Below are 26,139 nucleotides of genomic sequence, written 5' to 3'. Positions count from 1 at the left end.
GTGCCTTTTAGCAATAAAGACAAGGATTCCTCAGGAGAAGCCTTAGGAAAAAAACCAGGTTGAACCACCTTCTTCTGGACCAAGTCATCTTTAAATGCAATGGAGACTTGAAAAACTTCCTCTAAGTCATGAAGTCGGTCTTTGAGTAAGGCTTTAGGCTCTTTGGTTGATTTTTCGAATGGATCCGATCTCTTTGAAGAGGCTATCAAAGGCTCATTCTGAGCATTTGCCATATGCCAGCAGTACCATAGTACACTTGTGATAAATAAAAACTTTTTCATAGGAAATTTTGGGGTTTGGAGTTGAGTACATGGGTTATTGGATATAATAAATGGAATCTTTTTTCTCAAAATTGAAATTAAACACCTTGGAAATCAAAGACATAAACTCATCTCCGTTTTCCAAAGGGATCGAGCCAGAAGCAGTCTGATTTACAGAGACTGATTCATCCACTACCACCCGAAATCCGAACGTTTCCTCTGCCACTCGGATAATCTCGGACAGGCTGGTCTCATTGAGGATCAACATTCTTCTCGTCCATGAGGTGTAAGCATCTGTATCTACCTGTTTCCTGCTTATTTTTTCCGGAGAAATGGACACTAAGTCTCCGGGCGACATTTCGATATGACGGAGGTTTGATTTGGGAAACTTGAGTGAAACCTTCCCTTCGCTCAATACCACCCGGGTCTCCTTGTTTCTCTCGTAGACATTGAAAGACGTCCCCAATACCTGTATTTCAAGGCCCTGGTTCGGTACCACCTGAAATGGCCGATGATCCTCCAAGTGTCTTATATTGAAATAAGCCTCTCCGTGAAGGGTGACTTTTCTAATCTTCTCAGCTCCCCATTCTGCCGGATAAGTGAGACTGGAATTGGCATTTAAAATCACCTCTGAACTATCCGGCAGGTAAAACGAAATCGTCTCTCCATTGCCTGTGCTATGCTCAATGTATTTGATCGGCTTTTCAACCCACCAAATTCCAGCAAAGACCAATACCGCTACCATCCCTGCAGCGGCGACCTTGATTCTCCAATTCAATCGGGAGGAAAAATGGAGCTTGGTCGGGGCGGTGTGAATTTCCTTTTGAATACCAGACCAAATACCCATGACTTCATTATTTTCAAGTGAAAATGAGGGCTGATTTAAGCTGATAAGGATGGACCTTGCCTCCTCGGATATAGGCTTGAGGTCCGGATAGTTTTCAAACAGAAGCTTCCATTGATGAATGGAAACCGGGTCAGGATGAAATACATAAGTCTGAAAATCAGGATCACTGATCCAATCTTCAAGGGAAAAATCAAAATATGCTGATGGAGATAATTTCACTGTTGGTCGGTTTGGCTTAAAGAGTACTTTCCAAAAGAAATCTCACCGTACAAACAGACTTTTTTTCTAATTTTTCACGAGCAGCCTGAGTTTTCCGATCGCTTTTGACATCAAATTATAGATTCCTTCCTTGGAAATACCCAATATATCAGCAAGTTGATCATTATTCAATCCGTTGAAAAACTTCAAAATAACTACTTCTCTCTGCCTTGGAGGTAAGCCCTCGATGGCATTTTTGATCCTATCCGCATTGGCCTTGCGTGTCTCCATTCCGATCCAGACTTCCTCTGTTGAAACTTCAGCCAACTCATTTCCATTGGGGATTAAGTCAAGCGGCCCCCAATTGTCTTTTTCTTTTATCCGTCTGAAAACGAGATTTCTGTAGCAGATAAACAAATACCCATTGACTTGATGGACTTCCTTGAGTGAGGACCTGTTTTGCCACAAAAAAGAGAACAGTTCCTGAATCAACTCTTTATTGGCCTCCCTATCCGGATATAAATGCATTCCATAGTTGAATAAAGCATTCACATACTTATTATAAATAGCACAAAAAGCCAGTTCATTTCCATTCAAAAAATTGGCCCAAAGCCTTTCATCCTCTTTTGAAGTAGGAGATCCCAAAAATTCGGTTTTTTCGCTTTTTGAAGAAAGGAACATAATCAAACCTTATACTTTGTAAAATTAAATTAAGGTATTTTATACCTCAAACCATCGATTATCCTGATATTTTTTGAAAGCAAAAAAATTTTATGAGCCCAACTCAATCAAAGAATCAGGCCAACTTCCCCAAACTTCATAAGGCGATAACCTTACTACCAAATTAAATTCTTACTTTTGCGCCTTCAATTAGGCAAACCATGCAGAATATTCGGAATATCGCGATCATCGCACACGTTGACCACGGTAAAACAACCCTCGTGGATAAAATCATCCATGCTTCAAAAATCTTCAGAGAGAATCAGCAATTTGACGATCTGATTCTTGATAACAACGACCTGGAACGTGAACGCGGGATCACCATTCTTTCCAAAAACGTATCTGTACGCTACAAAGACCACAAAATCAACATCATTGACACACCTGGTCACGCCGATTTTGGTGGGGAGGTAGAGCGTGTATTGAAGATGGCTGACGGGGTTATTCTGCTCGTCGATGCTTTTGAAGGTCCAATGCCTCAGACCCGCTTTGTCTTGGGCAAAGCCCTTGCACTTGGCCTTACTCCTATCGTGGTAGTAAATAAAGTCGATAAAGAAAACTGCCGTCCAGATGAAGTGCATGAAGCCGTTTTCGAATTGATGTTTAACTTGGATGCCACCGAAGAACAGTTGGAATTCCAGACCCTCTACGGTTCGGCCAAGCAGAACTGGATGGGGCCTGATTGGCAGAATCCTACCGATTCTATCCTTCCGCTATTGGATGCTATTTTGGAACATATTCCTGCTCCTAAAATCTCCGAAGGATCCTTGCAGATGCAGATTACCTCCTTGGACTATTCCAACTTTGTGGGAAGAATTGCCATAGGAAGAGTAGCACGCGGTACTATCTCAGAAAACCAGCAGATTGCTCTATGCAAAGCGGACGGTTCCATCAAAAAAATGAGAGTAAAGGAACTCCATACCTTTGAAGGTCTTGGAAAAAATAAAACTCAAACCGTAACCGCAGGAGATATCTGTGCAGTAACCGGAATTGAAGATTTTGAAATCGGTGATACGATTGCCGATGTAGAAAAGCCGGAGCCCCTTCCCCGGATCTCTATCGATGAGCCTACGATGAATATGCTCTTCACGATCAACAACTCACCGTTCTTCGGTAAGGAAGGAAAATTTGTGACTTCCCGACACCTAAGAGACCGATTAATGAAGGAAACGGAGAAAAACCTGGCTCTCCGTGTAGAACCTACTGACTCCGAAGACCGGTTTTTGGTCTATGGCCGAGGAATCCTTCACTTGTCAGTCTTGATCGAGACCATGAGAAGAGAGGGGTATGAGCTTCAAGTAGGTCAGCCTCAGGTGATTTTCAAGGAAATTGACGGCGTAAAGTGCGAGCCAATTGAAACGCTAGTAGTGGATGTGCCTCAAGAGACTGCAGGAAAAGTAATCGAATTGGCAACACAGCGTAAAGGTGAACTTTTGGTTATGGAACCGAAAGGTGACTTGCAGCACCTTGAATTCAAGATTCCTTCCAGAGGCTTGATCGGGTTGAGAAACAACGTCCTGACGGCCACTCAGGGTGAAGCCATCATGAACCACCGATTTACAGCCTATGAGCCATTCAAAGGCCCTATACCAGGCAGAATCAACGGTTCATTAATTTCGATGGAAGGCGGTCCTTGTACAGCCTACGCAATCGACAAGCTTCAGGATCGCGGGGTGTTCTTTATTGAACCGGGTGATGATTTGTATACGGGTCAGGTCATCGGAGAGCACTCACGGGACAATGATATCGTGGTAAACGTCCAGAAAGGTAAGAAATTGACCAACATGCGTGCTTCAGGATCCGATGACAACGTGAGAATTGCGCCTCCAAAACGCTTCTCTTTGGAAGAATCCATGGAGTACATCCAGAAAGACGAATACCTCGAAATCACGCCGAAGTCTATCCGAATGAGAAAAATCTATTTGGATGAAAACGAAAGAGCAAGAATGTCCAAAAAAGAGGATTAATCACCCCTAAAAAGACCTTGATTTAAAAGCCCTTTGGTATCGAAGAGCTTTTTTTTTGGAAAAAAAAGGATTCAAAAAACCTAATTACGTATTCTTTCGTCAAATATTCAAAAATAGATTGATTATGAAAAAACCCGCACTCCTAGTCGCATTTGGTTTTGCCAGCTTGACCGCCTTTTCCCAATCCAACTCAGACATCCTCTATTTTCTAGATGGACAAAAAGAAGTTAAAATCAAGGAGGTGGGGCTAACCAGCATCAAGTACACCTATCCCAATGAAGAAACAGTTTACACAATCAGCAAGCATCAGGTTGAAAAAATTGTATTTGGATCAGGAAGAGAGGAAGTTTTTGAAAGCCCTATCAAAGAAGTGACAGGACTGAGTGATTTCAAAAAAGTCTTTATCACTTACAACCCTGAAGATATAGCGGGACTCCAATCCAAAGGGCATTTGTTCAGCAAAGCCACCGGAGTCACTACGCTATCTAGTATCAATGAGGTGAATAACAGAGCCCTGAACAAACTCAAAATGGAAGCATCCATGATTGGTGCCAACGTAGTTTTTGTCGGAAACACTTTCCAGAGGGGCAATCAGTATGGAGGAGAAAATCAGGCAGGTAACTCGACCCAAACGTCCTTCAGCGGAATGGGATATTCTACCAATGAAATCAATACCGAGGCTGTAAAATCACTTATCGAATCCCGTACTTTTCATCACTATCAGACCCACAAACTCAACCGGAACTCGTGGTCTCCCGATCGGATCATTGCTACCAAGTATGGGCCAGATCGAAAACCCCTCATGTTTAAATTGGATTCAGTAATCGAAAGAGACGGGGAGTTGTTCATAAAGACCAAAGAAATCCCTTCAAAAACGAAAGAACTGAAGGTGATTCATGCCGATGATGAAAAACTCGTCCTGATGGAAAGAAATGAAAAAGTGACCTACAACTATTTCCTGATTACCGATCAAAACAACTTTTTCAAAAATTTAACCTACTAAGTTACTCAAAATAAGGAGGCTGGTATTTTTGAATACCAGCCTCTAGTTTTACCAAAGGTGGTGTACCTCCTCTTTGACATACGTATTGTAAATCCTTTCAGCCTCTTGAAGTTGACGCGAGGTTAATTTTCTCAGCTTAGCAGCCCTAATATTTCCAAGGACCTGATCCACCGAAGAGGCGCCGGGGATTACAGTCCCCACTTCTTTAAACATAAGGATCCATCGAAGGGCCTGAGCCGCCAAATCTGCATCCCCACAAAACGCTCCCTTAAGCTCCTCCACGGCTGGAAACGCCTTTTCCAAAGGTACTCCAGAGAAGGTTTCTCCCTTGTCAAAGGCTTTACCCTCCCGATTGAAGAATCGGTGATCATCTTTGGAGAATCGGGTTTCCCGGGTGATTTTTCCGGTCAATAGCCCGCTAGCCAATGGGACTCTTACGATAAGTCCAATAGTATTGACATCAGCATGGCTGAACAGCAGCTCAGCCGGACGCTGCCTAAATAAGTTGAAAATGATCTGAACTGTAGAAACAATGTCATACTTCATGGCCGTCATCGCTTCATTGATCCGTTCCACAGAGACCCCCATTGCTGCAATTTTCCCCTCCTGCTTCAGGTCCTCAAAAAGGGAAAATATTTCACCTCGGGTATAGACTTGACTCGGGGGACAATGTAGCTGAATCAAATCAATCTGCTCCAGACCCAAATTTCTCAGGCTGTCTTCTACGTACTTTCGCAAGCGCTCAGGGGTATAACCTTCATGGGTGTGCGGCTGAATTCTCCGTCCACACTTGGTGGCCACGAAAATCTTCTCCTTCCTTTCACGAACCGCTTTTCCCACAGAGGCCTCGCTTAATCCTTCGTCGTAGACATCGGCAGTATCCACAAAGTTGACCCCCTGATCAAATGCGGTATGCAGAATGAGGTCGGCTTTTTTGGGTTCAAAGGCATTTCCCCAACCCCCTCCGACCTGCCAAGTACCCAGACCGATCTCAGATACCTTCCAATTTGTTTTTCCAAGAACTCGATAGTTCATAATTTTCTTACCTATTTCACCTCGTTTGAAAAACCTTAAACCATCTGATTGAAGAATAGCAATTTAAATTTTTATCTTTAAAATCGCTTCCCAAATCTTACTATGGAAAGTTAATTCCTACACTCGAATTCCATGACTTCAAGAAGAAAAGTATTGCAATCCTTGGGAATGGCAGGAGCCGTTTCCTTATTTCCGTTTCATTTTACCCAATCCAAATCCATGGCCCAACCACTCATTCACCAAGTCTACTTCTATCTACACAACGAATCCGATTTGAAAGAATTTATGACCGATGCAGCTCCCATGCTAGGGCGCTGCAAAGATGTGTCCCGATTTATTATGGGAACTCCCGCCCCTACCGAAAAAAGAGAGGTGGTAGATCATAGCTTTCATGTTTCTTGTACTTTATTCTTCGATTCACTAGAGGCCCAACTAGCCTACCAATCAGACCCCTTGCACCTGGAATTCATCGAAAAGTATTCCCGCATGTGGAAGACGGTCAAGGTTTATGACATCGCCATCTAAACCTTTTCCACCGTTTACCTCGTTTATCGAAAAAAATAAGTTATGAAAAAGCTCAATTGGATATTTGTGTGGGTTTTTCTGGGGGTTTGGGCTTGTAATTCCGAAGAAACCCCAGCTCCTGTGCTTCCGGAACAGGAAGTAAAGAAAGCCATTGTAGACACCATGCGTGAATGGTATTTCTGGAATCAGGAATTACCTACTCCGGTTGATTTAACCCAATTTGGAAGCAATGAAGAACTGCTGGATGGAATCATTTTTAAACCCCTTGACAGATTCTCCTACTTGACTACCCAACAAGCCTTTAACAACTCTTTTGTAGGTAGAAATGCAGGCCATGGCTTTGGATTTGCCTTCACACCTGAGGAACGATTGTTTGTGTCCTTTGTCTTTAGTGAAGCTCCCGCCGGGAAAGACGGATGGGAAAGAGGCTGGGAGATCATCGAAATCAACGGAAAGTCTATCGCTTCATACAAAACCTCCTCTGGAGGGTATGATTTTCAGCTGGGTCCTTCAGACCCGGGAATCTCCAACACCTTCACTTTCAGACTACCTGATGGCACTACTACTACTCGCACCAATGTGAAGGCTGAGTACCAGTCCAATTCTGTATTGGATAGGAGAGTTTTTGAAGAAGGAGGTAAAAAAGTAGGCTATTGGGCCTATCAAAGCTTTAGAGCAACTGCAGGACTTACTCCTACGCGAAGTCAGGAAGTCCAAAACTCCATGGAGTATTTCCAAAATCAGGGCATCAATGAACTAATCATTGATCTGAGATACAACGGCGGAGGTTCTGTGGCCGTGGCAGAACAGATTCTCAACTACCTCATCCAAGCCTCCAATACCGGAAAAGTGATGTACACCAATAAGCTCAATTCATTAAAATTCAGCTTAAACGAAACAGAAAACTTCAATAAAATCGGCAGCCTTGCCCTTAATCGGGTGATTTTCATCACTTCCAGAGGTTCAGCTTCTGCATCCGAACTGATCATCAACAGTCTGGACCCTTACATGGAAGTGGTGCTGATCGGAGACAATACCTTTGGTAAACCGGTAGGTTCTTTTCCGCTATCACGCTACAGCAGAACCCTACAGCTTAATAATGTCGAGTTGGTCCCAATTACCTTTGCGATAGCCAACTCACAAGGAAAAGCCGAGTATTTTGACGGATTTCCGGCCACATTTCGAGTAGGAGACAGCCCTGAGTTCAATTGGGGGGATCCTAGAGATCTTCGATTGGCGGCTGCGCTTCAGTACATTCAGGACGGTGGAGTCAGCGGAAGATGGGCCAATACATATTACAAACCCGTTTGGGAGATGATTGATGCCTTCAAAGGCTTGGAACAGGAATTTCCAGCCTATTAACAAAAAACTCGAAGAGTAAGCCCGGAAGAATTTTCGGGCTTATTTTTTTTGGTGCCTCTGGATGAGTACATCCATCACTTCATCGAGTTCATACCCCTTGGCCTCAAGAAGCACGAGATAGTGAAAAAGTAGATCAGCCGCTTCTCCTAGGAAAAGCTCTTTATTGTCATCTTTCGCCTCAATCACGATTTCTACGGCTTCTTCACCCACTTTCTGAGCTACTTTGTTAATGCCCTTAGCAAAAAGGGAAGCGGTGTAAGATTTATCCGAAGGATTGTTTTTTCGATCCTTGATAATGGACCGAAGTTGATCGATAAAGCCAGTTTTGGAGGTGTTTTCTTCATCCCAGCAAGTATCCGAACCCGTATGACACACGGGGCCTCTCGGGTTCGCCTTTACTAAAATGGAATCCCCATCACAATCCACTGCAATCGAAACTACCTCCATAAAATTACCGGAAGTCTCTCCTTTCGTCCACAAACGATCCTTGCTTCTGGAGAAAAAAGTGACCATGCCAGTCTCTTTCGTTTTTGCCAAGGCCTCCTCGTTCATATAGCCCTGCATCAGGACTTTTCCGCTCAAGGCATCCTGGACAATGGCTGGGACAAGGCCGTTCATTTTAGTAAAGTCGATGTTCATGTTTTTTATTTCTTTGAAATACAATAAGATAGCTGCGCAGATATTTTAAAAGATAAGGCTAAAGCTGAGATATGTAATTCGCTGTTAAGCGGCCATCTCGCTTTGCACATCTTAATTCATTATCTCGCAAAGCATATCTTAATTTTTATATCGCAGGGCATATCTTTAATTCATTCTCAATTATTTCCTAATACTTATCCCCTCTCCAATCAGATACTCCTTCAGTTCTGGAATTCCGATTTCTTTGAAGTGGAAAATACTCGCCGCCAAGGCCGCATCCGCTTTTCCAAAAGTAAACACATCCTTGAAATGCGGCATACTTCCCGCTCCTCCAGAAGCAATCACGGGGATTGATAGAGCCGAAGAAATCTCTGCAGTGAGTTCATTGGCAAAGCCTGCCTTGGTCCCATCATGATCCATGGACGTGAGCAAAATCTCTCCTGCTCCCCGATCGGCCACTTCCTGAGCCCATGCTTGGGTTCTTAGCAAGGTGGGCTTTCTCCCTCCGTGAGTATGGACAAAATCTAATCCATCCACATTTCGAGTATCGATCGCTACCACCACACACTGCGAACCAAATTCTTTGGCCATTTCGTCAATTACTCCGGGATTTTTGACTGCGGCGGAGTTGATGGAAATTTTATCTGCACCCGCTGCCAAAAGCACTTTCACATCCTCCACCGTGGAAATGCCTCCACCTACGGTGAAAGGAATATTGATCGCCTTGGCCACTTTGGTTACAAGTTCGGCGAGGGTCTTCCGCTTATCTACAGTCGCCGTTATATCCAAAAAGACCAATTCATCCGCTCCTTCGTCCGAGTAGATTTTCGCCAACTCCACCGGATCTCCGGCATCTCGAAGCTGGACAAAATTGACTCCCTTGACGGTGCGTCCGTCTTTGATATCGAGGCAAGGGATAATTCTTTTAGTCAGCATGATTAGATTTTCAAAACTTCATTATTCAATATTCGGAGTTCGATGTTGGAAGATTTACGAATGACGATTTACGAGATTTTTGGGAACCTCAAACCTGAAATCCAAAGGTCAAGATTTCCTTTTTTATGATTGAAGTTCAAAATAATGTCGTAAATCAAAAATCATAAATCGTAAATCAAAAGGCTGCCAATTCCTCCAAAGTCACTCTCCCCTCATAGTACGCCTTCCCTACAATCGCTCCGTAAACCCCGACTTTCTCGAGTTCTTCGAGGTCTTTGACGGAAGACACTCCTCCACTGGCGATGAGCTTCAATTCGGGAATTTCCTGCAAAATCTCCCGATACAAGTCCACTGATGGTCCTTGAAGCAAACCGTCTTTGGCCACATCGGTACAAATCACATAGCGGATTCCTTTGTCGAAGTAGCTTTGGATAAATGGAATCAAATCCACCGATGTAGTCTCTTCCCAACCACCCACCGCGATTTTCTTGTTTTTAGCATCGGCACCGAGGATGATTTTCTCCGAACCATACTTCGTAATCCATTCATCGAAAAGAGTTGGATTTTTCACCGCAATGCTTCCTCCGGTCACTTGCTTGGCTCCTAGTGAAAAGGCTTTTTCTATTTCCTCATCCGCTTGAATACCACCTCCAAAATCCACCTGCAAACTCGTCCCTGCACAAATTCGCTCCAAAACATCTCCGTTGATGATTTTTTTAGCTTTGGCACCATCCAAATCCACTAGATGCAAACGGGAGATTCCAGCACCTTCAAAGCGCTTAGCCATTTCGAGCGGATCGTCGTGGTATTCTTTTTTGCTGCTGTAATCGCCCTGACTGAGGCGAACGCACTTGCCTCCGATAAGGTCAATGGCGGGAATGATATACATAGTAAGACTTTAGATGCAAGACCTAAGACACAAGACTTGCGGGATTTAAGGTTTGAGGTTCTATTGGGCCAACTCCCCCTTTCAAAGGGGGCTGGTGGGATTAATTTACGATCTACGAATGACGATTACGACCACTTTCTGAACTTCAATCATTCCACTCAAAATTTAAACTTTGAGAATTAGGTCTGAAGTCCCAAAACATGTCGTAAATCAAAAATCGTACATCTTAAATCCTTTAAATGTTTAAGAAGTTAGCTAGCAATTTCTCCCCGACCGTACTGCTTTTCTCCGGGTGGGCTTGAATCGCCCAGTAATTATCCCGATGAAGGATAGCTGTAAAGTCATGAATGTAATGGGTAGTAGCAATCGTGGCTTCACTCAACTCAGCGTAATAGCTATGCACGTAGTACAGGAACTTCGGATCCGGCAAGTCTTTCAGAAGGATGTTGTCGGCCAGATTTTCAATTTCATTCCAGCCGATATGAGGCACTTTAAATTCCTGTGAATTCTCCGGAATAAAGCGCTTCACTTTCACCGGAAAGATTCCCAAGCACTCGGTGTCATTTTCCTCGGAGTGCTCGCAAAGCAACTGCAAACCCAAACATACCCCTAAAAAAGGCTGCTTGATATCCTTAATCACTTGGTCAAGTTGACGGGCTTTGAGGTAAGTCATGGCGGAGCTCGCCTCACCCTGACCGGGAAAGATCACCTTGTCCGCAGCGTGAATTTCCTCCGGATCATCCGTCAAAACCGCATTCGCCCCCAATCGCTCCAAGGCATAGAGGACCGATTGTACATTGCCGGCGTTGTATTTGATTACTGCTATTTTCATGCGTGAAGACGGAAGACGGGAGACGGAAGACAGAAGTCAGTGCTTCGGTCTTCGGTCTTCGGTCTTCGGTCAGTTTAATTTTCCATCTTTTCTTTCAACATCTCTTCAAGCACCTCCTCAATCTCAGGAAGTGAATTGAAAAGCTGCTCGTAGCTGTCGATCACCCAATATTTATCCTGAAAGCGATCTTTCCAGTACTCGGTACTCATGATGTGGCGCACATCGTAGGAGAAATGCTTCGGTTCGTCTGAAAGAGAAAACTTGGTCTCTCCCGCAGAACTCAAAATCCCAGCGCCATATACCTTCAATTCTCCATCTTCCCGAATCAGTCCAAACTCAATCGTAAACCAATAAATCCGGCTCAGCAACTGAATCGCCCAAGGATCCTGAATGTGCTTCAGCGCAATTCCGCTGAGCTTTTCCAGAAAATCCACATAGTGCTGATTGGTCAGCAAAGGCATGTGAGCAAAGGCATCGTGAAACATGTCCGGCTCCTCGAGGTAGTCCAGCTGTTCCATTTTGCGAAGCCAGGTGGAAGAAGGAAAACGCTTGTTGTTCATCAATCCGAAAAACAAATCGTCATCGATCAATCCCGGCACGACTTGGACCGCCCAGCCTGTGGTCTTCAAAAGGATCTCGTTAAGTTCCTCAAAGTTGGCAATACGATCCGCGGTGAAGTTTACAGTTTTCACCCCTTCCAAATAGGCCTTAGAGGCTGCTTTGGGAAGGTTGGGCATCTGCCTTTCGAAAAGAATTTTCCAGACCTTAAAATCTTCCTCGGTGTAGGCAGCGTAATCCTGCCTCATTTCTTTCAATCTCGGGTCGGAAAAGACCCAGTCTTTGGCTTGGTTAATCATTTTATAGTTGGGTTTATCTCTGTTCATTTTACTTCTAAAACTGGAAAAGGCCTAAACCGGTTACGGAATAGGCCTTTTTATCTTCAGCAAAAACCAAAGTCATCCCTATCCCTCATTGGAGGAAGTGATAAGAATGATGCACATAGGTTCTTGGTGTCGGATTCATGCTGTGAAGTTAAGCAGGGTTTTGCCTTGGTACAAAAGTTTTTTATAGAAGGTCAAAAGTTTTCCTATCTAGATAATATCAAATTCTATTCAGTGGATTCGAATTTGGCTTTGAGAAATCAAAAAAATATTTAAACTGTCCTGCTTTATGGTTTCCAAAAACTGTTCTAATCGTGCCGTAGGGAATTTCATCATTAGCCAAATACGCTGAACCAACAATCTCCCAATCAACCCCTTCATCTCCGAGTCTTTGTGAAATAAAATCCTTCATTAACTTATTCGCCATAGATAAACTATGGCAGTCTAAAATATAAGGAGCCTTAGAGGTCAATCCTAGTTGAGGATTAGGTCTGTAGACAATCTTGATGAAATTGCTGATAACCTTCTTGGTTGAGTATAAGTTTTTGCTGCTAAAATGCATCGCAATACCAATAATGTGGTGTTTTTTATAGCAGTAGGTATTTATTTCAGAAAGATTTAACCCAAAATCTTGGTACAACCAAACAAAATATTGTTTTGGAAAAATTTTACAATATTCAAATGGATCAAAATCGTTTGAAATTTGGATATCTTTTTCCCACAAGTCAAAGAAGAATTTTTCTTCTTTTTTCATTAAAAGCTTTTGGATAAAACTTTTTTTCGCCAATGAATCAAAAAAATGGGTCTTAAACTGTGAGTCTAAATGAACATTAAAAGCAAGATTAAGTACCACCAAATTGAAAAAATTAACTAGATCATCTTCGGAAATTGAATACTCATGTCCTACATATTCTTGAAAAGAATCATTTATTTGTTTAAAAATCTTGCCGCAATCTCCTCTGAATAAAACCTTATTTTTTGAAGCATCATGCCAAATATTTAACAGAGGTAAAAAGTCAATTGTCTGAAACCTATTTCCAAGTTCACTATTGATTTAACTAAATGCCGCTAAAATCTCGTTTTTGCTTTGACTTTTAAAATGCTCTTGGATTAGTTCTCCAAACTGGGCTCCAGCGAATTGACCAATTAAACTTTCTACCATAAAAATTATAAAACTAATGGTTAACGTAATGAATAAAGCTACTTATTGCCAATTGTTTTTCAAAACCTAAAATTTTTAAGCGCGAAAACTTGTATTGAAACACTTAATAATGGTATCGACAGGCAATGATCAAAAGTTCGGAATTTTGAAAGGAATAAACCAGTCGGTGTTCTCCATCAATCCTTCTGGACCAAAAGCCTTGCAGATCATGCTTTAGCGGCTCGGGATTGCCGATTCCTTTAAATGGATCCTGAATGATCCCCTTGACCAGTTCGTTGATCCGCTTGAGTTTTTGTTTGTCGATCGTCTGCCAGTACAGGTAACCCTCCCAAGCCGTGACGCTCCAGGCGATCCTCATTCCTCAATCAAAGGCTTTTCAACCACTTTCCCAGCTTTCGCTTCCTCCAGAGATTTCATCAAAACCTCACGGTTTTTTCCCGAAAGCAAATAGCTGGTTTCCTTGAGCGCATTGTATTCGTCCAAGGAAATCAATACCAGATCTCTATTGTCCTTTCGCTTAATGATGACCTCTTCCAAATCATCCACTACCAAATCAAACCATTTCTTCAAATTGACTCTCAGGTCCGTGTAATTCACCACTTTCATAGCTGCAGAATTTTATCAAATGTACCTTTTTCCGTACGTAATCAAAAACTCTTTGGTTTGAATAACCTTTCAAACAAGATTTGATTAAAGCAATTCAAAAGTTTTCCTTTTCGCAAAAATCTCTCTGATCCAAGTGGCTAGTCTTGCACTTTGGGCGAAGTCCAAGGTTTGCTGTCCGTCGGAATAGGCTTTCTCGGGAACTTCGTGCGACTCATAGATGATGCCATCTGCTCCGGCCATGACTCCTGCCAAAGCCATCTGAGGCACATAGGCCCGGATTCCAATCCCGTGTGAAGGATCGACGATTACCGGCAAGTGAGATTTGGCTTTCAGGATCGGAATGGCATTGAGATCCAGCGTATTTCGGGAAGCGCGCTCGTAAGTTCGGATACCTCGCTCGCAAAGGATCAGTTTTTCATTTCCTCCGGAAAAGACGTATTCCGCGGACTGAAGCAATTCCTCGATCGTACCGGAAATCCCCCTTTTGATCATCACGGCTTTGTCCACTTTGCCGAGTTCGTCAAGCAAATTGAAGTTTTGGGAGTTTCTCGCACCAACTTGGTAAATGTCCACGTAGGGGTACATTTCCTCGATTTGGGAGGTCTGCATCACTTCGGTGACGATCTTCACCCCTGCTTCGGACGCGATGGAATGCCACAATTTCAGTCCATCGATACCCATCCCTCGGAAGGCGTAAGGGGAAGTTCGGGGCTTAAATACGCCTCCACGCATCATGGTAATGCCATTTTCCACGCAGTGGTTGACGACTTTGCGGATCTGGTCTTCGGACTCGATGGAGCAAGGACCAGTGATGATGGCCATTTCCCCATCCTTGATAAAAACCCCATCGCCAAGATCAACGGAAGTGGGCTTGGCTTTCCACTTTTTGGAAACGAGCTTGTATTCGTCCGAGACGATATGGATGTCCTGAATGCCGTCCATCTGACCGATGCGGCGGATGTCAAATTCATTTTTGCCAATACCGATGATGTAGTCGCCGAGTTGGGTTTTGACCTCGGTGGTTTTGTAACCGCTCTCATTGACTTTGGAGATCAGTTTTTCTTTTTGGGAATCGGTGATATCGGGTTGAAGTTGGATAATCATGGGGAAGTACGATTTTTGATTTACGCCATTGTGAGTAGTGTTGAAACTTTTCCAAAGTTTAAAACTTTGGAAAAGTTCCTATCGAATAACTGACTGAATGTAGGCTTGGATTTCCTGATTGAGGTTTTGAGCATCTTTAATCTTTTTGATAAAAGCCGAACCGATAATCGCTCCGTTGCTGTACTGAGAAGCTGTGCTGAAAGTTTGGGCATCTGAAATACCAAAGCCGATCAGTCGGGGATTTTTGAGGTTCATGGCTTTTACCCGCTCGAAATAGGCAATCTGCTCATCCGAAATATCTGCCTTGGCTCCCGTAATCGAATGAGAAGAAACCATGTAGATAAATCCGTCGGTGTTTTCATCGATTTCCCGGATGCGCTTTTCGGAAGTCTGGGGAGAGATCAAAAAGGTATTGACCAAGTCGTAGGAGTCAAACAGGCTTTTGTACTCATCCAAGTATTGCTGCATAGGCAAGTCGGGCACAATGAGTCCGTCCACTCCGACTTCCTTACACTTTTTGCAAAACTCCTCCATTCCAAACTGCATGATCGGATTCAGGTACCCCATCAGCACCACGGGAAGATGTACTTTGGCACGAAAGCCTTTGAGTTGCTCAAAGAGTTTTTTCATGCTCATTCCATTTTCCAGAGCGATCATATTGCTGTCTTGGATCGTAGGACCGTCGGCTATCGGATCGGAATACGGAATCCCGATTTCGATAATGTCCGCTCCTCCCGCCTCAATGGCTTCCATGACCGGAATAGTATCTTCCAGCTTGGGAAATCCCGCCGTAAAATAGATCGAAAGCACCCGATCCTGTTTGGTATTGAATAAGTAGTGAATTCTATTCATCAGTGTAATTACTATTTTTTGCGTAGGTATTGAAAATTACGATTTACGAGCTTGTGAGTGGTGTTGATCCATTAATCAAAATCAAACTGCTTTTGGATTTGGTGATTGAGATCCTGAAGATTTCGTAAATCCAAAATCGTCAATCGTAAATCAATAATTTCCCCACTTGATATACGTTTCCAAATCCTTATCTCCCCTGCCGGAAAGATTGATCACAATCACGTCGTCTTTGCGGTACTCGATCATGTTGAGGGCATGGATGGCGTGAGCAGTTTCGATCGCGGGGATGATTCCTTCGGTGCGACTGAGCAAAATCCCTGCTTTCATCGCATCTTCGTCCTCCACAGCCACAAACTCTGCTCTTCCGATATCAAACAAGTGCGCATGAACCGGCCCGATTCCCGGATAGTCCAAACCTGCAGAAATAGAATGTGGCTCGACCACTTGTCCGTCTTCGGTTTGCATCAGAATGGTTTTGGATCCGTGCAAAATCCCCGGAGTACCCAATGCCGTGGTAGCTGCGGATTTCCCCGAACTGATTCCCAAACCAGCTGCTTCGGCTGCGATTAAGCGAACTTCAGGCGTATTGTAATAGTGGTAAAAGGCTCCTGCAGCATTCGATCCACCACCTACACAGGCGATGACCGCATCTGGATTTTCACGTCCTTCTTTTTGCTTCAGCTGCCATTTAATTTCCTCAGAAATAACCGACTGGAATCGAGCAACCATTTCCGGATAGGGGTGCGGCCCAACGACTGAACCGATGATGTAATGGGTATCCACAGGATTGTTGATCCAAGCACGCATGGCCTCGTTGGTGGCGTCTTTGAGGGTTTTGGAGCCGGAAGTCGCGGGCACGACTTTGGCTCCCAGGATTCGCATCCGCTCCACGTTGGGTCGCTGACGCTGAATATCCAACTCGCCCATGTAGACTGTACAATCCATGCCCATCAAGGCACAAACAGTTGCCGTTGCTACCCCATGCTGACCGGCGCCGGTTTCGGCGATGATTCGCTTTTTACCCAGTCTTTTGGCCAAAAGGATTTGTCCGACCGTATTGTTGACTTTGTGGGCACCGGTATGGCAAAGATCTTCCCGCTTGAGATAGATTTTGGCTCCGTATTGCTCAGAAAGACGATGGGCGAAATAGAGCGGTGTCGGACGACCCACAAAGTCCCTCAACAAGGTCTGAAACTCCTGCTGGAACTCCGGACTTGCCACAATCGCCTCGTAGTTATCCCTTAGCTCCTCAATATTCGGATGAAGCATCTCAGGGATATAGGCCCCGCCAAACTTTCCGTAAAATCCCTTTTCATCTACACGTATCATCGGTTACTAGTTATAAGGTTATTAGTTATTAGTGCCAGAATGAATCAGGCGACTTTTGAAATTTATCAGTTTTTCAATGTTTTTTAGACCGGGAGCCTCCTCAAATTTGGAGTTGAGATCCACGCCTTGGAGTTGGGGGATTTGCTCTCGCAAATCCAAGACTTCTTCAGCACACTCTTCATCCAAACCTCCACTGAGCAGAAAGCCTTTGTCAAAGGGATAAGTTTTCAAAATTTCCCAGTCAAACCGCTTTCCCGAACCTCCATGGGCCGCTGTAGCGGTATCGAAAAGAAACTTGCTCACAAATGGCAGGTAGCCTTCCAGGCTTTTCCAATCGATCTCCGGTCCTACCGAAATAACTTTCCAGAGTTCTGAATCGGTTTTTTCAGATAGCTCTTTGACAAAGTCCACCGTTTCCATTCCATGAAGCTGAATAGCGGCAAGACCAAATTGATCCACTTTTTTGAGGATTTCTTGCTCTGTTTCATTAACAAAAACCCCAACTTTTTTCACCGGAAATTCTTTCAAATGAGCAGCTTTCTCATCTGGTACATTGCGAGGCGATTTGGGATAAAAGATCAATCCCATCCAATCCGGACCCACTTCCGAAATTAAGCTTCGGATATTTTCAGGATCTCGCATGCCGCAGACTTTAAGTTCCATCAGGCTTGGAATAGTTCTGGTTCCACTGCTTTCAGCTTTCCGAATTCCTTGATGAAATTGTAAGCAGCCTGCTCTGGTCGGCTGGATTTCATGAAGTTTTCTCCAATCAGGAAACCATCAAAGCCCGCTTTTTTCAGTTCCACCAGCGTCTTCGGTTCAGAAATCCCACTCTCTGACACCTTGACAAATTGGGAAGGAATCCGCTCAACCAACTGCAGAGAAGTATCCAAAGAAACATGGAAGGTTTTGAGATTCCGGTTATTTACCCCAATCAAATCCAAACCATCGCAAAGGCTTCGATCCAGCTCTTCGCCATCATGCACTTCCATTAAAACCTCAAGCCCCAAACTCTTGGCGAAATAGGCCAAAGACTTTAATTTTTCAGGCTCCAAGGCTGCCGCAATCAACAGAATGCAATCTGCCCCGATGGATTTGGCTTCGATGATTTGATATTCATCCACCACAAAATCCTTTCTTAGAATCGGACAAAAATTGAATTTTCGGGCGATTTTGAGATCCTCATTGGTGCCACCGAAGTACTCCTTATCGGTCAGGATGGACAAAGCGGAAGCTCCAGCCTGCATGTAGCCAATACTTACAGTTTCTACAGAAGCACCTCCATTGATAATTCCTTTGGATGGGGATTTTCTCTTGAATTCTGCGATGATTCCCGACTTGTCCGGGTGGCTTACGTACTTTTTCATGGACACTACCGGCCCGGAGAAGTAAATGCTTTTTTCAAGTAATTTGACAGGAATCAGACTCTTTTTCTCGTCTACTTCCCTGTATTTATCAGCAATGATTTTTTCCAGAATATTCATAAGAATTTGTTAAGCGAATGAAACTGTAGTTTGGGGATTGACCAGGCCGTTGAATACTTTCAGTGCCTTGCCGCTCAGCAGAACTTCTTCGGCCTCCAAGACGGCATCTGCAAAACTCACTCCTTCTCTTGCGGTCACCAAGGCGGCTGCTGCATTGGCAATGACCACTTGATTTTGGGCTTTTTCCCCTTTCCCTTTCAATATATTTTCAAAGATTTTGGCTGATTCTTCAACCTTAGAGCCTCCCTTGATGCTTTCAGCAGAAAGCCTTGAAAGACCAATGGACTCTGGCATATATAGTTTCTCGCCGGAATTAGAGATCATTTTGAATGGTCCAGTGAGTGAAATCTCATCGTACCCATCCAAGGCATGAAGAATGGAGAATTTCCCTTCGGTCTCCTGGTATAGGTATCCATATAGCCTTGCTAATTCCAAGCTAAAAACGCCAACCAATTGCTTTTTGGGAAAGCTGGGATTCACCATGGGACCCAGCATATTGAAGAAGGTCTTCACGCCGAGTTCTTTCCGAATAGGAGCTACATTTTTCATAGCCGGATGGAAAAGCGGAGCATGCAAAAAACAAAGACCTGCTTCATCCAAAGAGCGGCGGATTTCCTCGATATCATTGGTAAACTGGTAGCCAAAATACTGAAGCAAGTTGGACGAACCACAAATGGAAGAAACGCCCGTATTGCCATGCTTGGCCACATTTTGCCCCGCACCAGCGACGATAAAGGAAGAAAGCGTGGAAATATTAAACGTATCCTTGCCATCTCCTCCTGTGCCGCAAAGGTCCATGGCATCGTATTCGTCGATTTCCACGGGAATACAAAGCTCCAGCATCGCTTCACGAAATCCCCGAAGCTCTTCCACCGTGATGGATCGCATCAGGTAAACCGTCATAAAAGCGGCTATTTGACTGGTATTGTAGCCTCCAGTGGCAATATTTTTCAACACTTCCCGGGCTTGTTCCTGAGAAAGCGTTTGATGGGCAATCAACTGATTTAAAATATCTTTCATGGGTGATTATGGAGTGGGTGAACTTCAAATTTAAGAATCTAACCAATTCTGCATGATTTTGACGCCGTTTTCTGTCAAAATACTTTCCGGATGAAACTGAACCCCTCTTACATCAAACTGTTTGTGGCGCACAGCCATAATCTGTTGATCGGGCGTCCTGCCGATCACTTCTAGGTCAGGGGAAAGCGTAGACTCGTCAATCACCCAAGAATGGTAACGGCCGATTTTGAAAGTCTTGGGAACGTCTTTGAAAAACAAATCATCCTGCACCGTCACCTCAGAAGCAACTCCGTGAAGCACTTCAGACAGGTTGATCAGGCTTCCGCCAAATGCTTCTCCGATCGCCTGATGTCCCAGGCAAACTCCCAAAATGGACTTTGAGGAGGAATATTTTTTCAACAATTCAGGCATAATTCCGGCTTCCGAAGGAACTCCCGGACCAGGAGAAAGGAGAATCTTATCGTAGTTGGCGACGTCTTCCAAGTTGATTTTATCATTTCGAAAGACATCCATTTGCGATCCATACCCCAATTGCCGGACGATATAGACCAGATTGTAGGTGAAGGAGTCGTAGTTATCGAGAACAAGAATACGCATCGTTTTATTTTTCAATTCGGTTGCAAGGTGGTAAAGTTGTAAAGTGGCAAGGTTCATGAACCCTAATCCCCGTATTTAATCCTTTTTATTTTTCAGGTAAGTAATTAATGCTTTGATCTGCTTTGAAAGTCCGATCAATTCCTCTTTTAAGTTTAAATAATCTTCTTTAGAGACTCTTCCAACTTCAACTAGAAGGGCTAATTGGCTTCTCAATTCTCCAGCAGATCCTTTAGCATATCCAAGAAATTTGATGAATTGAATTCTATTATTATACTCAAAACCTTCAGCAATATTATTTGAGATGGAAACAGCAGATCCAATGAGCTGATCTCTTGATTTATAATCATTCTTCAAGGGGAGTTGGTCAGATAAACGATAAACCTGAACTCCGATAGCAATTGATTTTTGCCAAATAACCAATTCTTCAAAACTATTTGCTTTCATGATTTTAAAGTTCGGATTAGCTCAACTTTACAACCTTACCACATTCCAACTTTACCACTCAAATTTTCTCAGCAGCCCGTAAAGCCACTCGCAGCGCCTCCAGCTTATTGGCCACTTCCTGTAACTCTGAGGGAATCGAGCTTTTCGCTACCACCCCTGCTCCAGCTTGGAATCTCAGGTGATTGTTTTCTGAGACAAATGAGCGAATCAAGATTGCGTGATTGAAATCGCCATTGAATCCCAAGTAGCCGATCGCACCGCCGTAGAATTGACGGCTGACGTTTTCCAACTCGTCGATCAGTTCCATTGCCCGGTATTTAGGAGCTCCTGAAAGCGTACCCGCTGGAAAAGTATCCGCAACGAGTTGAAGCGGATTAGCCCCTTGCGCCAACTGACCGGTCACTTTAGATACCAAATGAATCACGTGAGAATAGTATTGGATTTCCTTGAATACTTCCACTTCGACCACATCAGAGGATCGGGAAAGGTCATTTCTGGCCAAATCCACCAACATCACATGCTCAGAATTTTCCTTGGGATCGTCGAAAAGCTTCTTAGCCAATTCCGCATCCTCGATGTCATTACCTGTTCGCCGGAAAGTACCCGCAATCGGAAAAATGGTCGCTTTACGGTTTTTGACCACAATCTGTGCTTCGGGCGAACTTCCAAACACTTTGAAAGAACCGTAGTCAAAATAGAACAGATAGGGGGAAGGATTGACCGATCGAAGAGCCCGATAGACGTTGAATTCATCGCCTTTAAACTCCGTGGAAAAGCGTCTGGATAGCACGATCTGAAACACATCCCCTCTGAAGCAATGCTCACGGCCTTGGTTCAATATCTTCAAAAACTCCTCGTCGGTGTAGTTGGAGACCTCCTCGCCTACCCTTTTGAAGGAGTAAGCCGGGATGTTTTTATTATTGAGAAGCGTCTCGATCTCAGCGATATACTCCGGATTATTGGCTCCGGCTACGCGGTGCTCGAAAAGGTGCAATTCGTTTTTATAATGATCCACTACGATGATATTCTGATACATCGCATAGTGCATCATCGGGATTTCGTTGGGTGAAGTTTTGCTCAGTTTGATATCCTCAAACCAGCCCACCGTATCGTATTGAATGTATCCGAAAAGTCCGTTGGTACTAAACTTAAACTTATCCGGAGTCGGGTCAAACTTATTCCCAAAAGCCCTGAGACAGTCCATCAGTCGCTTTTGTGCCGTCACTTGATAGCTCAGCACTTTGCCGTCAGGGAGCTTTTCGGTGACCTGCCCGGCATTGAAGTCAAAGGTTGCCAAAGGATTAAAACAGATATAGGAATAGCTGTTTTCCTGCCCGTGATAGTCAGAGGACTCCAGCAGAATCGGATTGGCAAAACGGTCCCTAATCTGCAGGTAAATGCTCACCGGCGTGATGGTATCGGCCAGTCGCTTGCGGTAGGTGGTGAGAATCGGGTACTTAATGTGGTTCATCTGTGGTTATTTTTTGGCATTAAAAAAAGGCTTACCGGGGAATCCAGTAAGCCTTCTATGGTATGTGCTGCGCAAAATTTAGGCAACGGCTTTCTGAGCTTTCCCTTGGAAAGAACTAGAATGCCACCACCAATATTTATTTGCGACTGTTTTCATAATCGATGAGCAAATTTAGAAAGGGATTGGAAAAGACAAAGCATCGTTTCGGAATTTTCAAAAAAAATAATTTTATGGTGTCATTTTGATAAATAAGGAGATGGGATTTGCTAACCAAAACATTTGAACCTCAAGCAAATGATTTCGTTGAAGCTATCAACTAACAGCCACTCCCATGCAAACCCGTTCTCTTTTTCTTCTTATCGGATTGTTGATTCTTTCCTTCCAAGCCAATTCACAATCCACCGCTTCTTGGGAAGTACCGATGATCGAAGTGAAATACCAAGAATCCGGAGGTGAAAACACGCTGTTGAAAATCGATCCCGGATTTCAATATGCAGATCTTCATTACGATGGGCGTGTTTTCCGACTGTTCTACCATAATGGCAATGGAATTCTAAAAAACGCTAGAATTGTAGACAAAGACTCCAAACTGCAAGTGGCAAGAGGAAAAGGAAGTTACTTTTGGGGAAATGCCCGGTTTGAGTTTGTGGGAGGAGAAGTTTTCAGATTGAAACGAACACGAAATCGAAATGGACATGAAATCATCGGGCCTTTCGGACCACTCTTCGTCGTAGAAAATTTCGGAATTAACCCCGTGAAGACCCTGAATGAACAAGATTTCCTTGCCCACACCTTTTTTGTCTTCGATCAGATAAAAGCTACTCAAAAGCCACCAGCTGATGTGATCTACTACGCAGCACCTGTCACCTCTTTCAATAACAGGAAATGATTGACTAGCTTCGCAAAAAAAAGTATGGCCAAAGCAATTTCACAGTATTTCAAGCGGGTATTTGACGATTACCAGGTTTTGGTCAAGGTAAACCCGACAGATTTCACCGGGATCGAACTGATTGTTCATCCGGATGGCAAAATCGAAAAAACGTCTATAGAAGCCGACGAAGATATTTTTGAAGACTTGGAGGCAGATGAATTTCTACCCTGCAGCCCTTTGGAGTTTCAACTTTTACTGGCCAAAGGCCAAGATTAGGGGTTTAGAGAGGGCACAGAAAGAAACGGCAACCATTCCTCTGCTTGTCTTTCCGCATATTCTGCCAAAAAGTAGGATAGGGATGGTTTAAAGGGTTCTTTTTTCAGCATCATTCCTGCCTGTTCGGGGGTTTTATCCCCTTTGTTCACGTTGCAGCGATTGCAGGCAGTCACCAAATTGGTCCAGGAAGTTTTTCCACCTTTGGAGCGGGGAATAATATGATCGATCGTCAGGTGGCGGCGACTGCCACAATACTGGCATTCCCCGTTATCTCTGCGAAAAAGGTTATTTCGATTCAGAAGGACCCCACGATAGGGGACATTTTTGTATTGGCTCAGGCGGATTACAGCAGGATATTCAAAGCTCCGGCTCACCGTACGGATTTCCAACAGCTGATAAGTGGACAATACATTGGCCTTCTCCAAAAGCACCAGCACAATCGCCTTTTGAGGGCTGACTACGGCCACTGGAGAATGATCCAAATTGAGAACTAATACCCGCTTTTCCATACCTTATCCTACTATTGATCTCGCGTCAAAAACGACCTGTTCACTACTATTGTTTCTCAGAAAGTCCTCCCACTCGTCCATATCAGAGATTTTGAGCTTATTGTCCATCCATAGGACTTCTTCAGCTCCCAAAAACAGCCCAAAATGAACAGTTTGCTTTTCCAAATCCCTGAAAATAAAAAGATCTCCCGGTACTGTTTGTTCGGGATCGACACTTCTACCGGGAATTTTTCCTGAAATCCAAGTGTAGCCGGCTATTCCGAAGATCAAAGCGAAACCCTGCTCTTCATCCAACCCAAAAAGACTTCTTCCCCCGGATTGGAAGGGGGCATTTAAAAAGCGAAGTCCGATTTCTACCAGTTCCTCCCTTGTTGCCTTTTTGGCATGGGCACGATAATTTCCCGTAAAACCGATGTGATCCTGCCAATTGAATAGCTCAAACTCCGAAAAATGCAGCCGGCTTCCCGGAAGCAGATAAAGATTGGAACCCAAATATTCGATGACCGCTATCGGGCTGGTGACTATCTGAAAATCCTGATTCAAAAAACCCTGATATTCAGGCCCGGTGATTTCTTTGATCAATGTGGCCCAAACCCAGCCCCCCATACCGGTATCCTCATGATACACCCGGAACCAGTGCCGGTCGGAAGTCAGGCCAACGATCTGGTAACACTCTCCAAACAGGAGCTGGGTGACCAGGGCTGAGTCAAAAGTTGGTTGTTTATAAACTGGCAGTAGAGTCTGTCTGCAAATCCCATACGCATCAATCAAAGGCCATTCTTTGGAGCTCTCTTTTTGCATCTTTTTCCTTCAGGTCCTGTCGTTTATCGTGGAGTTTCTTTCCTCTTGCCAAAGCAATTTCCAGTTTGGCCTTGCCTCGGTCATTGATAAATATACGAACCGGAATGATTGCAAGCCCCTTTTCCGATGACTTAGTTTCCAGCTTTTCCAATTCTTTTTTATTGAGCAGAAGTTTTCTCTCCCGGACAGCCTCATGATTGTAACTTGCTGCCATGCTGTAGGGTGCGATATGCATCTGCCTGATGAAAAGCTCTCCTTCATGAAAGACACAATAGGCCTCGGTCAAAGACACTTTGGCTTCCCTGATCGACTTGATCTCGGTACCTGTCAGCATCAATCCTGCCACATAGGTATCAATAAATTCAAATTCGAAGCTAGCCTTCTTGTTTTTGATGTTGACAGATTTCTCGAATCGATTGGGCTTGGATGACATATCAAAATTTCATTTTGGCAAGGGGAGTGACATCAAGACCGACAAATTCTCCCTTTAGATACTTGTAATGGGCCGCCATGGCAATCATGGCTGCGTTGTCGGTGCAGTATTCGAATTTGGGGACAAAAAGTTTCCAACCCCGCTTTTTGGACAACTCTTCCAAAGCTGCTCGAAGTCCAGAATTGGCAGAGACTCCTCCAGCGATAGCAATTTCTTTCACCCCGGTTTGCTTGACCGCTTCTTTGAGTTTGATCAGCAGCATTTCGATCAGGGTGTATTGGATACTCGCGCAAAGGTCGGCCAGATTTTTTTCAATAAAATCAGGATCTTGAGCCAGCTGATCTCTGAGAAAATAAAGAACCGCCGTCTTGATACCCGAAAAAGAGTAATCCAATCCGGGCATTCGGGTGACTGGAAAAGCAAAGGCTTTGGAATTTCCCTCCTTTGCGTACCGATCGATCAAAGGTCCTCCCGGGTAGGGAAGTCCCAACAGTTTGGCTGTCTTGTCAAAAGCTTCTCCCACTGCGTCATCCTGAGTCTGCCCGATCACTTCCATATCCAAGTGATCTCTTACCAGTACCAGCTGGGTATGCCCTCCACTCACAGTCAGACAGAGAAAAGGAAAACCGGGCTTGGGCTCATCAATAAAATGTGCCAAAACATGAGCCTGCATATGGTTTACATCGATCAGTGGAATATTCAAAGACCGGGCAAAAGCCTTGGCAAAACTGACTCCCACCAGCAATGCTCCCATCAGACCCGGACCTCGGGTGAAGGCCACAGCCGACAGCTGATCTTTGGATATGCCAGAGGAAGAAATGGCCTCTTGGATGACAGGAATGAGGTTTTCTTGGTGGGCTCTCGAGGCCAATTCGGGAACTACACCGCCATATTTTTCGTGGACTGATTGTGTGGCCACAATATTATTAAGTACTTTGCCATTTAAGATAATAGAGGCAGAAGTCTCGTCACACGAGGATTCAATTGCTAGTATAGAGATATCGTTGGTACCCATTGGAAAAGAGCCCGAAAGTTACGGATTTTTTGCACAAAGCCTTTCGCTTGCTGTCTTGGGTGATATTCTCC

Annotated in this window: 30 protein-coding genes; 6 read left to right on the top strand and 24 right to left on the bottom strand. The window is 44.1% G+C overall.

The genetic code is table 11. The annotated features are described in order from the left end of the window. Nucleotides 1-315: 315 nt before the first annotated feature. Together AAA943_RS09670 and AAA943_RS09665 are read right to left on the bottom strand one after the other, a co-directional pair. A complete protein-coding gene (locus AAA943_RS09670) occupies nt 316-1,326 on the bottom strand; it encodes a FecR family protein (protein ID WP_338224026.1) in 1,011 nt (336 codons plus the stop codon). Nucleotides 1,327-1,392: 66 nt separating this feature from the next. Further along, the gene (locus tag AAA943_RS09665; protein ID WP_338224025.1) at nt 1,393-1,986 is read right to left on the bottom strand and encodes an RNA polymerase sigma factor; all 594 of its coding nucleotides are present in this window, start codon (nt 1,984-1,986) and stop codon (nt 1,393-1,395) included. 200 nt (nt 1,987-2,186) lie between these two features. On the opposite strand from AAA943_RS09665, the gene typA reads away from it, so the two are divergent. Both typA and AAA943_RS09655 read left to right on the top strand, forming a co-directional pair. After that, complete coding sequence (gene typA, locus AAA943_RS09660; protein WP_338224024.1) at nt 2,187-3,992, top strand: translational GTPase TypA; 1,806 nt, start codon at nt 2,187-2,189, stop codon at nt 3,990-3,992. 124 nt (nt 3,993-4,116) lie between these two features. Next, nucleotides 4,117-4,995: a hypothetical protein gene (locus AAA943_RS09655; protein WP_338224023.1), complete on the top strand. Its 879-nt coding sequence runs from the start codon at nt 4,117-4,119 to the stop codon at nt 4,993-4,995. A gap of 48 nt (nt 4,996-5,043) precedes the next feature. Here AAA943_RS09655 and AAA943_RS09650 read toward each other — a convergent pair whose 3' ends face one another. Beyond that, complete coding sequence (locus AAA943_RS09650) at nt 5,044-6,030, bottom strand: aldo/keto reductase (protein WP_338224022.1); 987 nt, start codon at nt 6,028-6,030, stop codon at nt 5,044-5,046. Nucleotides 6,031-6,162: 132 nt separating this feature from the next. Here AAA943_RS09650 and AAA943_RS09645 point away from each other — a divergent pair, with 132 nt between their 5' ends. Next, nucleotides 6,163-6,555 (top strand): Dabb family protein, encoded by a 393-nt coding sequence (locus AAA943_RS09645; RefSeq protein WP_338224021.1) that lies wholly within the window; start codon nt 6,163-6,165, stop codon nt 6,553-6,555. 42 nt (nt 6,556-6,597) lie between these two features. Next, nucleotides 6,598-7,917 carry a S41 family peptidase gene (locus AAA943_RS09640; RefSeq protein ID WP_338224020.1) on the top strand — a complete coding sequence of 440 codons (1,320 nt, stop codon included), beginning with the start codon at nt 6,598-6,600 and terminating at the stop codon, nt 7,915-7,917. A 39-nt stretch (nt 7,918-7,956) separates the two neighbouring features. Here AAA943_RS09640 and hisIE read toward each other — a convergent pair whose 3' ends face one another. The 17 genes from hisIE to AAA943_RS09555 all read right to left on the bottom strand — a co-directional run bounded on the left by hisIE (nt 7,957) and on the right by AAA943_RS09555 (nt 22,163). Beyond that, nucleotides 7,957-8,565 carry a bifunctional phosphoribosyl-AMP cyclohydrolase/phosphoribosyl-ATP diphosphatase HisIE gene (hisIE, locus tag AAA943_RS09635; protein ID WP_338224073.1) on the bottom strand — a complete coding sequence of 203 codons (609 nt, stop codon included), beginning with the start codon at nt 8,563-8,565 and terminating at the stop codon, nt 7,957-7,959. Nucleotides 8,566-8,736: 171 nt separating this feature from the next. Then, complete coding sequence (hisF, locus tag AAA943_RS09630; RefSeq protein ID WP_338224019.1) at nt 8,737-9,492, bottom strand: imidazole glycerol phosphate synthase subunit HisF; 756 nt, start codon at nt 9,490-9,492, stop codon at nt 8,737-8,739. Nucleotides 9,493-9,667: 175 nt separating this feature from the next. Then, nucleotides 9,668-10,381, bottom strand: coding sequence for a 1-(5-phosphoribosyl)-5-[(5-phosphoribosylamino)methylideneamino]imidazole-4-carboxamide isomerase (hisA, locus tag AAA943_RS09625; protein WP_338224018.1), 714 nt, complete (start codon nt 10,379-10,381; stop codon nt 9,668-9,670). 235 nt (nt 10,382-10,616) lie between these two features. Then, nucleotides 10,617-11,213: an imidazole glycerol phosphate synthase subunit HisH gene (hisH, locus tag AAA943_RS09620; RefSeq protein ID WP_338224017.1), complete on the bottom strand. Its 597-nt coding sequence runs from the start codon at nt 11,211-11,213 to the stop codon at nt 10,617-10,619. A 74-nt stretch (nt 11,214-11,287) separates the two neighbouring features. Then, complete coding sequence (locus AAA943_RS09615) at nt 11,288-12,070, bottom strand: phenylalanine 4-monooxygenase (protein WP_338224016.1); 783 nt, start codon at nt 12,068-12,070, stop codon at nt 11,288-11,290. A 244-nt stretch (nt 12,071-12,314) separates the two neighbouring features. Next, the gene (locus AAA943_RS09610) at nt 12,315-12,848 is read right to left on the bottom strand and encodes a hypothetical protein (RefSeq protein WP_338224015.1); all 534 of its coding nucleotides are present in this window, start codon (nt 12,846-12,848) and stop codon (nt 12,315-12,317) included. 511 nt (nt 12,849-13,359) lie between these two features. Further along, nucleotides 13,360-13,614, bottom strand: coding sequence for a Txe/YoeB family addiction module toxin (locus AAA943_RS09605; RefSeq protein WP_338224014.1), 255 nt, complete (start codon nt 13,612-13,614; stop codon nt 13,360-13,362). After that, nucleotides 13,611-13,862 carry a type II toxin-antitoxin system Phd/YefM family antitoxin gene (locus AAA943_RS09600; protein ID WP_338224013.1) on the bottom strand — a complete coding sequence of 84 codons (252 nt, stop codon included), beginning with the start codon at nt 13,860-13,862 and terminating at the stop codon, nt 13,611-13,613. The genes AAA943_RS09605 and AAA943_RS09600 overlap by 4 nt, the downstream gene beginning before the upstream one ends. A gap of 84 nt (nt 13,863-13,946) precedes the next feature. Then, nucleotides 13,947-14,966 (bottom strand): 3-deoxy-7-phosphoheptulonate synthase, encoded by a 1,020-nt coding sequence (gene aroF / locus AAA943_RS09595; protein WP_338224012.1) that lies wholly within the window; start codon nt 14,964-14,966, stop codon nt 13,947-13,949. A 78-nt stretch (nt 14,967-15,044) separates the two neighbouring features. After that, nucleotides 15,045-15,818: a tryptophan synthase subunit alpha gene (trpA, locus tag AAA943_RS09590; protein ID WP_338224011.1), complete on the bottom strand. Its 774-nt coding sequence runs from the start codon at nt 15,816-15,818 to the stop codon at nt 15,045-15,047. Nucleotides 15,819-15,968: 150 nt separating this feature from the next. Then, nucleotides 15,969-17,147 (bottom strand): tryptophan synthase subunit beta, encoded by a 1,179-nt coding sequence (gene trpB, locus AAA943_RS09585; RefSeq protein ID WP_338224010.1) that lies wholly within the window; start codon nt 17,145-17,147, stop codon nt 15,969-15,971. Nucleotides 17,148-17,168: 21 nt separating this feature from the next. After that, the gene (locus AAA943_RS09580) at nt 17,169-17,810 is read right to left on the bottom strand and encodes a phosphoribosylanthranilate isomerase (RefSeq protein ID WP_338224009.1); all 642 of its coding nucleotides are present in this window, start codon (nt 17,808-17,810) and stop codon (nt 17,169-17,171) included. Next, nucleotides 17,810-18,631, bottom strand: a complete 822-nt coding sequence (gene trpC, locus AAA943_RS09575; RefSeq protein WP_338224008.1) for an indole-3-glycerol phosphate synthase TrpC — start codon at nt 18,629-18,631, stop codon at nt 17,810-17,812. Before trpC ends, AAA943_RS09580 begins: the two co-directional genes overlap by 1 nt. A gap of 9 nt (nt 18,632-18,640) precedes the next feature. Then, complete coding sequence (gene trpD / locus AAA943_RS09570; RefSeq protein WP_338224007.1) at nt 18,641-19,651, bottom strand: anthranilate phosphoribosyltransferase; 1,011 nt, start codon at nt 19,649-19,651, stop codon at nt 18,641-18,643. A 30-nt stretch (nt 19,652-19,681) separates the two neighbouring features. Beyond that, on the bottom strand, nt 19,682-20,248 hold the full coding sequence (locus AAA943_RS09565; RefSeq protein WP_338224006.1) for an anthranilate synthase component II: 567 nt from the start codon (nt 20,246-20,248) through the stop codon (nt 19,682-19,684). Between the two features lie 75 nt (nt 20,249-20,323). Next, nucleotides 20,324-20,692: a four helix bundle protein gene (locus AAA943_RS09560; RefSeq protein ID WP_338224005.1), complete on the bottom strand. Its 369-nt coding sequence runs from the start codon at nt 20,690-20,692 to the stop codon at nt 20,324-20,326. Between the two features lie 58 nt (nt 20,693-20,750). Beyond that, nucleotides 20,751-22,163: an anthranilate synthase component I family protein gene (locus tag AAA943_RS09555; RefSeq protein WP_338224003.1), complete on the bottom strand. Its 1,413-nt coding sequence runs from the start codon at nt 22,161-22,163 to the stop codon at nt 20,751-20,753. Between the two features lie 331 nt (nt 22,164-22,494). Here AAA943_RS09555 and AAA943_RS09550 point away from each other — a divergent pair, with 331 nt between their 5' ends. Together AAA943_RS09550 and AAA943_RS09545 are read left to right on the top strand one after the other, a co-directional pair. Further along, nucleotides 22,495-23,052 (top strand): hypothetical protein, encoded by a 558-nt coding sequence (locus AAA943_RS09550; protein ID WP_338224002.1) that lies wholly within the window; start codon nt 22,495-22,497, stop codon nt 23,050-23,052. 24 nt (nt 23,053-23,076) lie between these two features. After that, nucleotides 23,077-23,310 (top strand): hypothetical protein, encoded by a 234-nt coding sequence (locus AAA943_RS09545; RefSeq protein WP_338224001.1) that lies wholly within the window; start codon nt 23,077-23,079, stop codon nt 23,308-23,310. On the opposite strand, the gene AAA943_RS09540 is transcribed toward AAA943_RS09545, so the two are convergent. From AAA943_RS09540 to tsaD, 4 genes are read right to left on the bottom strand one after another with little or no spacing between them, the layout of a single operon-like run. After that, nucleotides 23,307-23,819 (bottom strand): HNH endonuclease, encoded by a 513-nt coding sequence (locus AAA943_RS09540; protein ID WP_338224000.1) that lies wholly within the window; start codon nt 23,817-23,819, stop codon nt 23,307-23,309. The genes AAA943_RS09545 and AAA943_RS09540 overlap by 4 nt on opposite strands. 3 nt (nt 23,820-23,822) lie before the next feature. After that, the gene (locus AAA943_RS09535; RefSeq protein WP_338223999.1) at nt 23,823-24,620 is read right to left on the bottom strand and encodes a hypothetical protein; all 798 of its coding nucleotides are present in this window, start codon (nt 24,618-24,620) and stop codon (nt 23,823-23,825) included. Then, nucleotides 24,583-25,053, bottom strand: a complete 471-nt coding sequence (smpB, locus tag AAA943_RS09530; RefSeq protein ID WP_338223998.1) for an SsrA-binding protein SmpB — start codon at nt 25,051-25,053, stop codon at nt 24,583-24,585. The genes AAA943_RS09535 and smpB overlap by 38 nt, the downstream gene beginning before the upstream one ends. A gap of 1 nt (nt 25,054) precedes the next feature. After that, nucleotides 25,055-26,068, bottom strand: coding sequence for a tRNA (adenosine(37)-N6)-threonylcarbamoyltransferase complex transferase subunit TsaD (gene tsaD / locus AAA943_RS09525; RefSeq protein WP_338223997.1), 1,014 nt, complete (start codon nt 26,066-26,068; stop codon nt 25,055-25,057). Nucleotides 26,069-26,139: the final 71 nt, after the last annotated feature.

Origin of the sequence: Algoriphagus confluentis (assembly GCF_036245625.1) — a bacterium.
Lineage (GTDB): Bacteria > Bacteroidota > Bacteroidia > Cytophagales > Cyclobacteriaceae > Algoriphagus > Algoriphagus confluentis.
Note: the sequence above shows the minus strand (reverse complement) of the source record. Positions and strands in the feature narration are given on the sequence as shown.

Excerpts from the sequence above, each read along its gene's own strand:
- AAA943_RS09645 (WP_338224021.1), top strand. The coding sequence starts at position 6,163 with ATGACTTCAAGAAGAAAAGTATTGCAATCCTTGGGAATGGCAGGAGCC.
- AAA943_RS09540 (WP_338224000.1), bottom strand. The coding sequence starts at position 23,819 with ATGGAAAAGCGGGTATTAGTTCTCAATTTGGATCATTCTCCAGTGGCC.
- AAA943_RS09580 (WP_338224009.1), bottom strand. The coding sequence starts at position 17,810 with ATGGAACTTAAAGTCTGCGGCATGCGAGATCCTGAAAATATCCGAAGC.
- smpB (WP_338223998.1), bottom strand. The coding sequence starts at position 25,053 with ATGTCATCCAAGCCCAATCGATTCGAGAAATCTGTCAACATCAAAAAC.
- trpA (WP_338224011.1), bottom strand. The coding sequence starts at position 15,818 with ATGAATAGAATTCACTACTTATTCAATACCAAACAGGATCGGGTGCTT.
- AAA943_RS09550 (WP_338224002.1), top strand. The coding sequence starts at position 22,495 with ATGCAAACCCGTTCTCTTTTTCTTCTTATCGGATTGTTGATTCTTTCC.
- AAA943_RS09600 (WP_338224013.1), bottom strand. The coding sequence starts at position 13,862 with ATGAAAGTGGTGAATTACACGGACCTGAGAGTCAATTTGAAGAAATGG.
- AAA943_RS09640 (WP_338224020.1), top strand. The coding sequence starts at position 6,598 with ATGAAAAAGCTCAATTGGATATTTGTGTGGGTTTTTCTGGGGGTTTGG.
- AAA943_RS09665 (WP_338224025.1), bottom strand. The coding sequence starts at position 1,986 with ATGTTCCTTTCTTCAAAAAGCGAAAAAACCGAATTTTTGGGATCTCCT.
- typA (WP_338224024.1), top strand. The coding sequence starts at position 2,187 with ATGCAGAATATTCGGAATATCGCGATCATCGCACACGTTGACCACGGT.
- aroF (WP_338224012.1), bottom strand. The coding sequence starts at position 14,966 with ATGATTATCCAACTTCAACCCGATATCACCGATTCCCAAAAAGAAAAA.
- AAA943_RS09605 (WP_338224014.1), bottom strand. The coding sequence starts at position 13,614 with ATGAGGATCGCCTGGAGCGTCACGGCTTGGGAGGGTTACCTGTACTGG.
- AAA943_RS09650 (WP_338224022.1), bottom strand. The coding sequence starts at position 6,030 with ATGAACTATCGAGTTCTTGGAAAAACAAATTGGAAGGTATCTGAGATC.
- hisH (WP_338224017.1), bottom strand. The coding sequence starts at position 11,213 with ATGAAAATAGCAGTAATCAAATACAACGCCGGCAATGTACAATCGGTC.
- hisA (WP_338224018.1), bottom strand. The coding sequence starts at position 10,381 with ATGTATATCATTCCCGCCATTGACCTTATCGGAGGCAAGTGCGTTCGC.
- AAA943_RS09560 (WP_338224005.1), bottom strand. The coding sequence starts at position 20,692 with ATGAAAGCAAATAGTTTTGAAGAATTGGTTATTTGGCAAAAATCAATT.
- AAA943_RS09555 (WP_338224003.1), bottom strand. The coding sequence starts at position 22,163 with ATGAACCACATTAAGTACCCGATTCTCACCACCTACCGCAAGCGACTG.
- AAA943_RS09610 (WP_338224015.1), bottom strand. The coding sequence starts at position 12,848 with ATGAAAAAAGAAGAAAAATTCTTCTTTGACTTGTGGGAAAAAGATATC.
- AAA943_RS09545 (WP_338224001.1), top strand. The coding sequence starts at position 23,077 with ATGGCCAAAGCAATTTCACAGTATTTCAAGCGGGTATTTGACGATTAC.
- AAA943_RS09565 (WP_338224006.1), bottom strand. The coding sequence starts at position 20,248 with ATGCGTATTCTTGTTCTCGATAACTACGACTCCTTCACCTACAATCTG.
- trpB (WP_338224010.1), bottom strand. The coding sequence starts at position 17,147 with ATGATACGTGTAGATGAAAAGGGATTTTACGGAAAGTTTGGCGGGGCC.
- AAA943_RS09655 (WP_338224023.1), top strand. The coding sequence starts at position 4,117 with ATGAAAAAACCCGCACTCCTAGTCGCATTTGGTTTTGCCAGCTTGACC.
- AAA943_RS09535 (WP_338223999.1), bottom strand. The coding sequence starts at position 24,620 with ATGCAAAAAGAGAGCTCCAAAGAATGGCCTTTGATTGATGCGTATGGG.
- tsaD (WP_338223997.1), bottom strand. The coding sequence starts at position 26,068 with ATGGGTACCAACGATATCTCTATACTAGCAATTGAATCCTCGTGTGAC.
- AAA943_RS09615 (WP_338224016.1), bottom strand. The coding sequence starts at position 12,070 with ATGATTAACCAAGCCAAAGACTGGGTCTTTTCCGACCCGAGATTGAAA.
- hisF (WP_338224019.1), bottom strand. The coding sequence starts at position 9,492 with ATGCTGACTAAAAGAATTATCCCTTGCCTCGATATCAAAGACGGACGC.
- trpC (WP_338224008.1), bottom strand. The coding sequence starts at position 18,631 with ATGAATATTCTGGAAAAAATCATTGCTGATAAATACAGGGAAGTAGAC.
- trpD (WP_338224007.1), bottom strand. The coding sequence starts at position 19,651 with ATGAAAGATATTTTAAATCAGTTGATTGCCCATCAAACGCTTTCTCAG.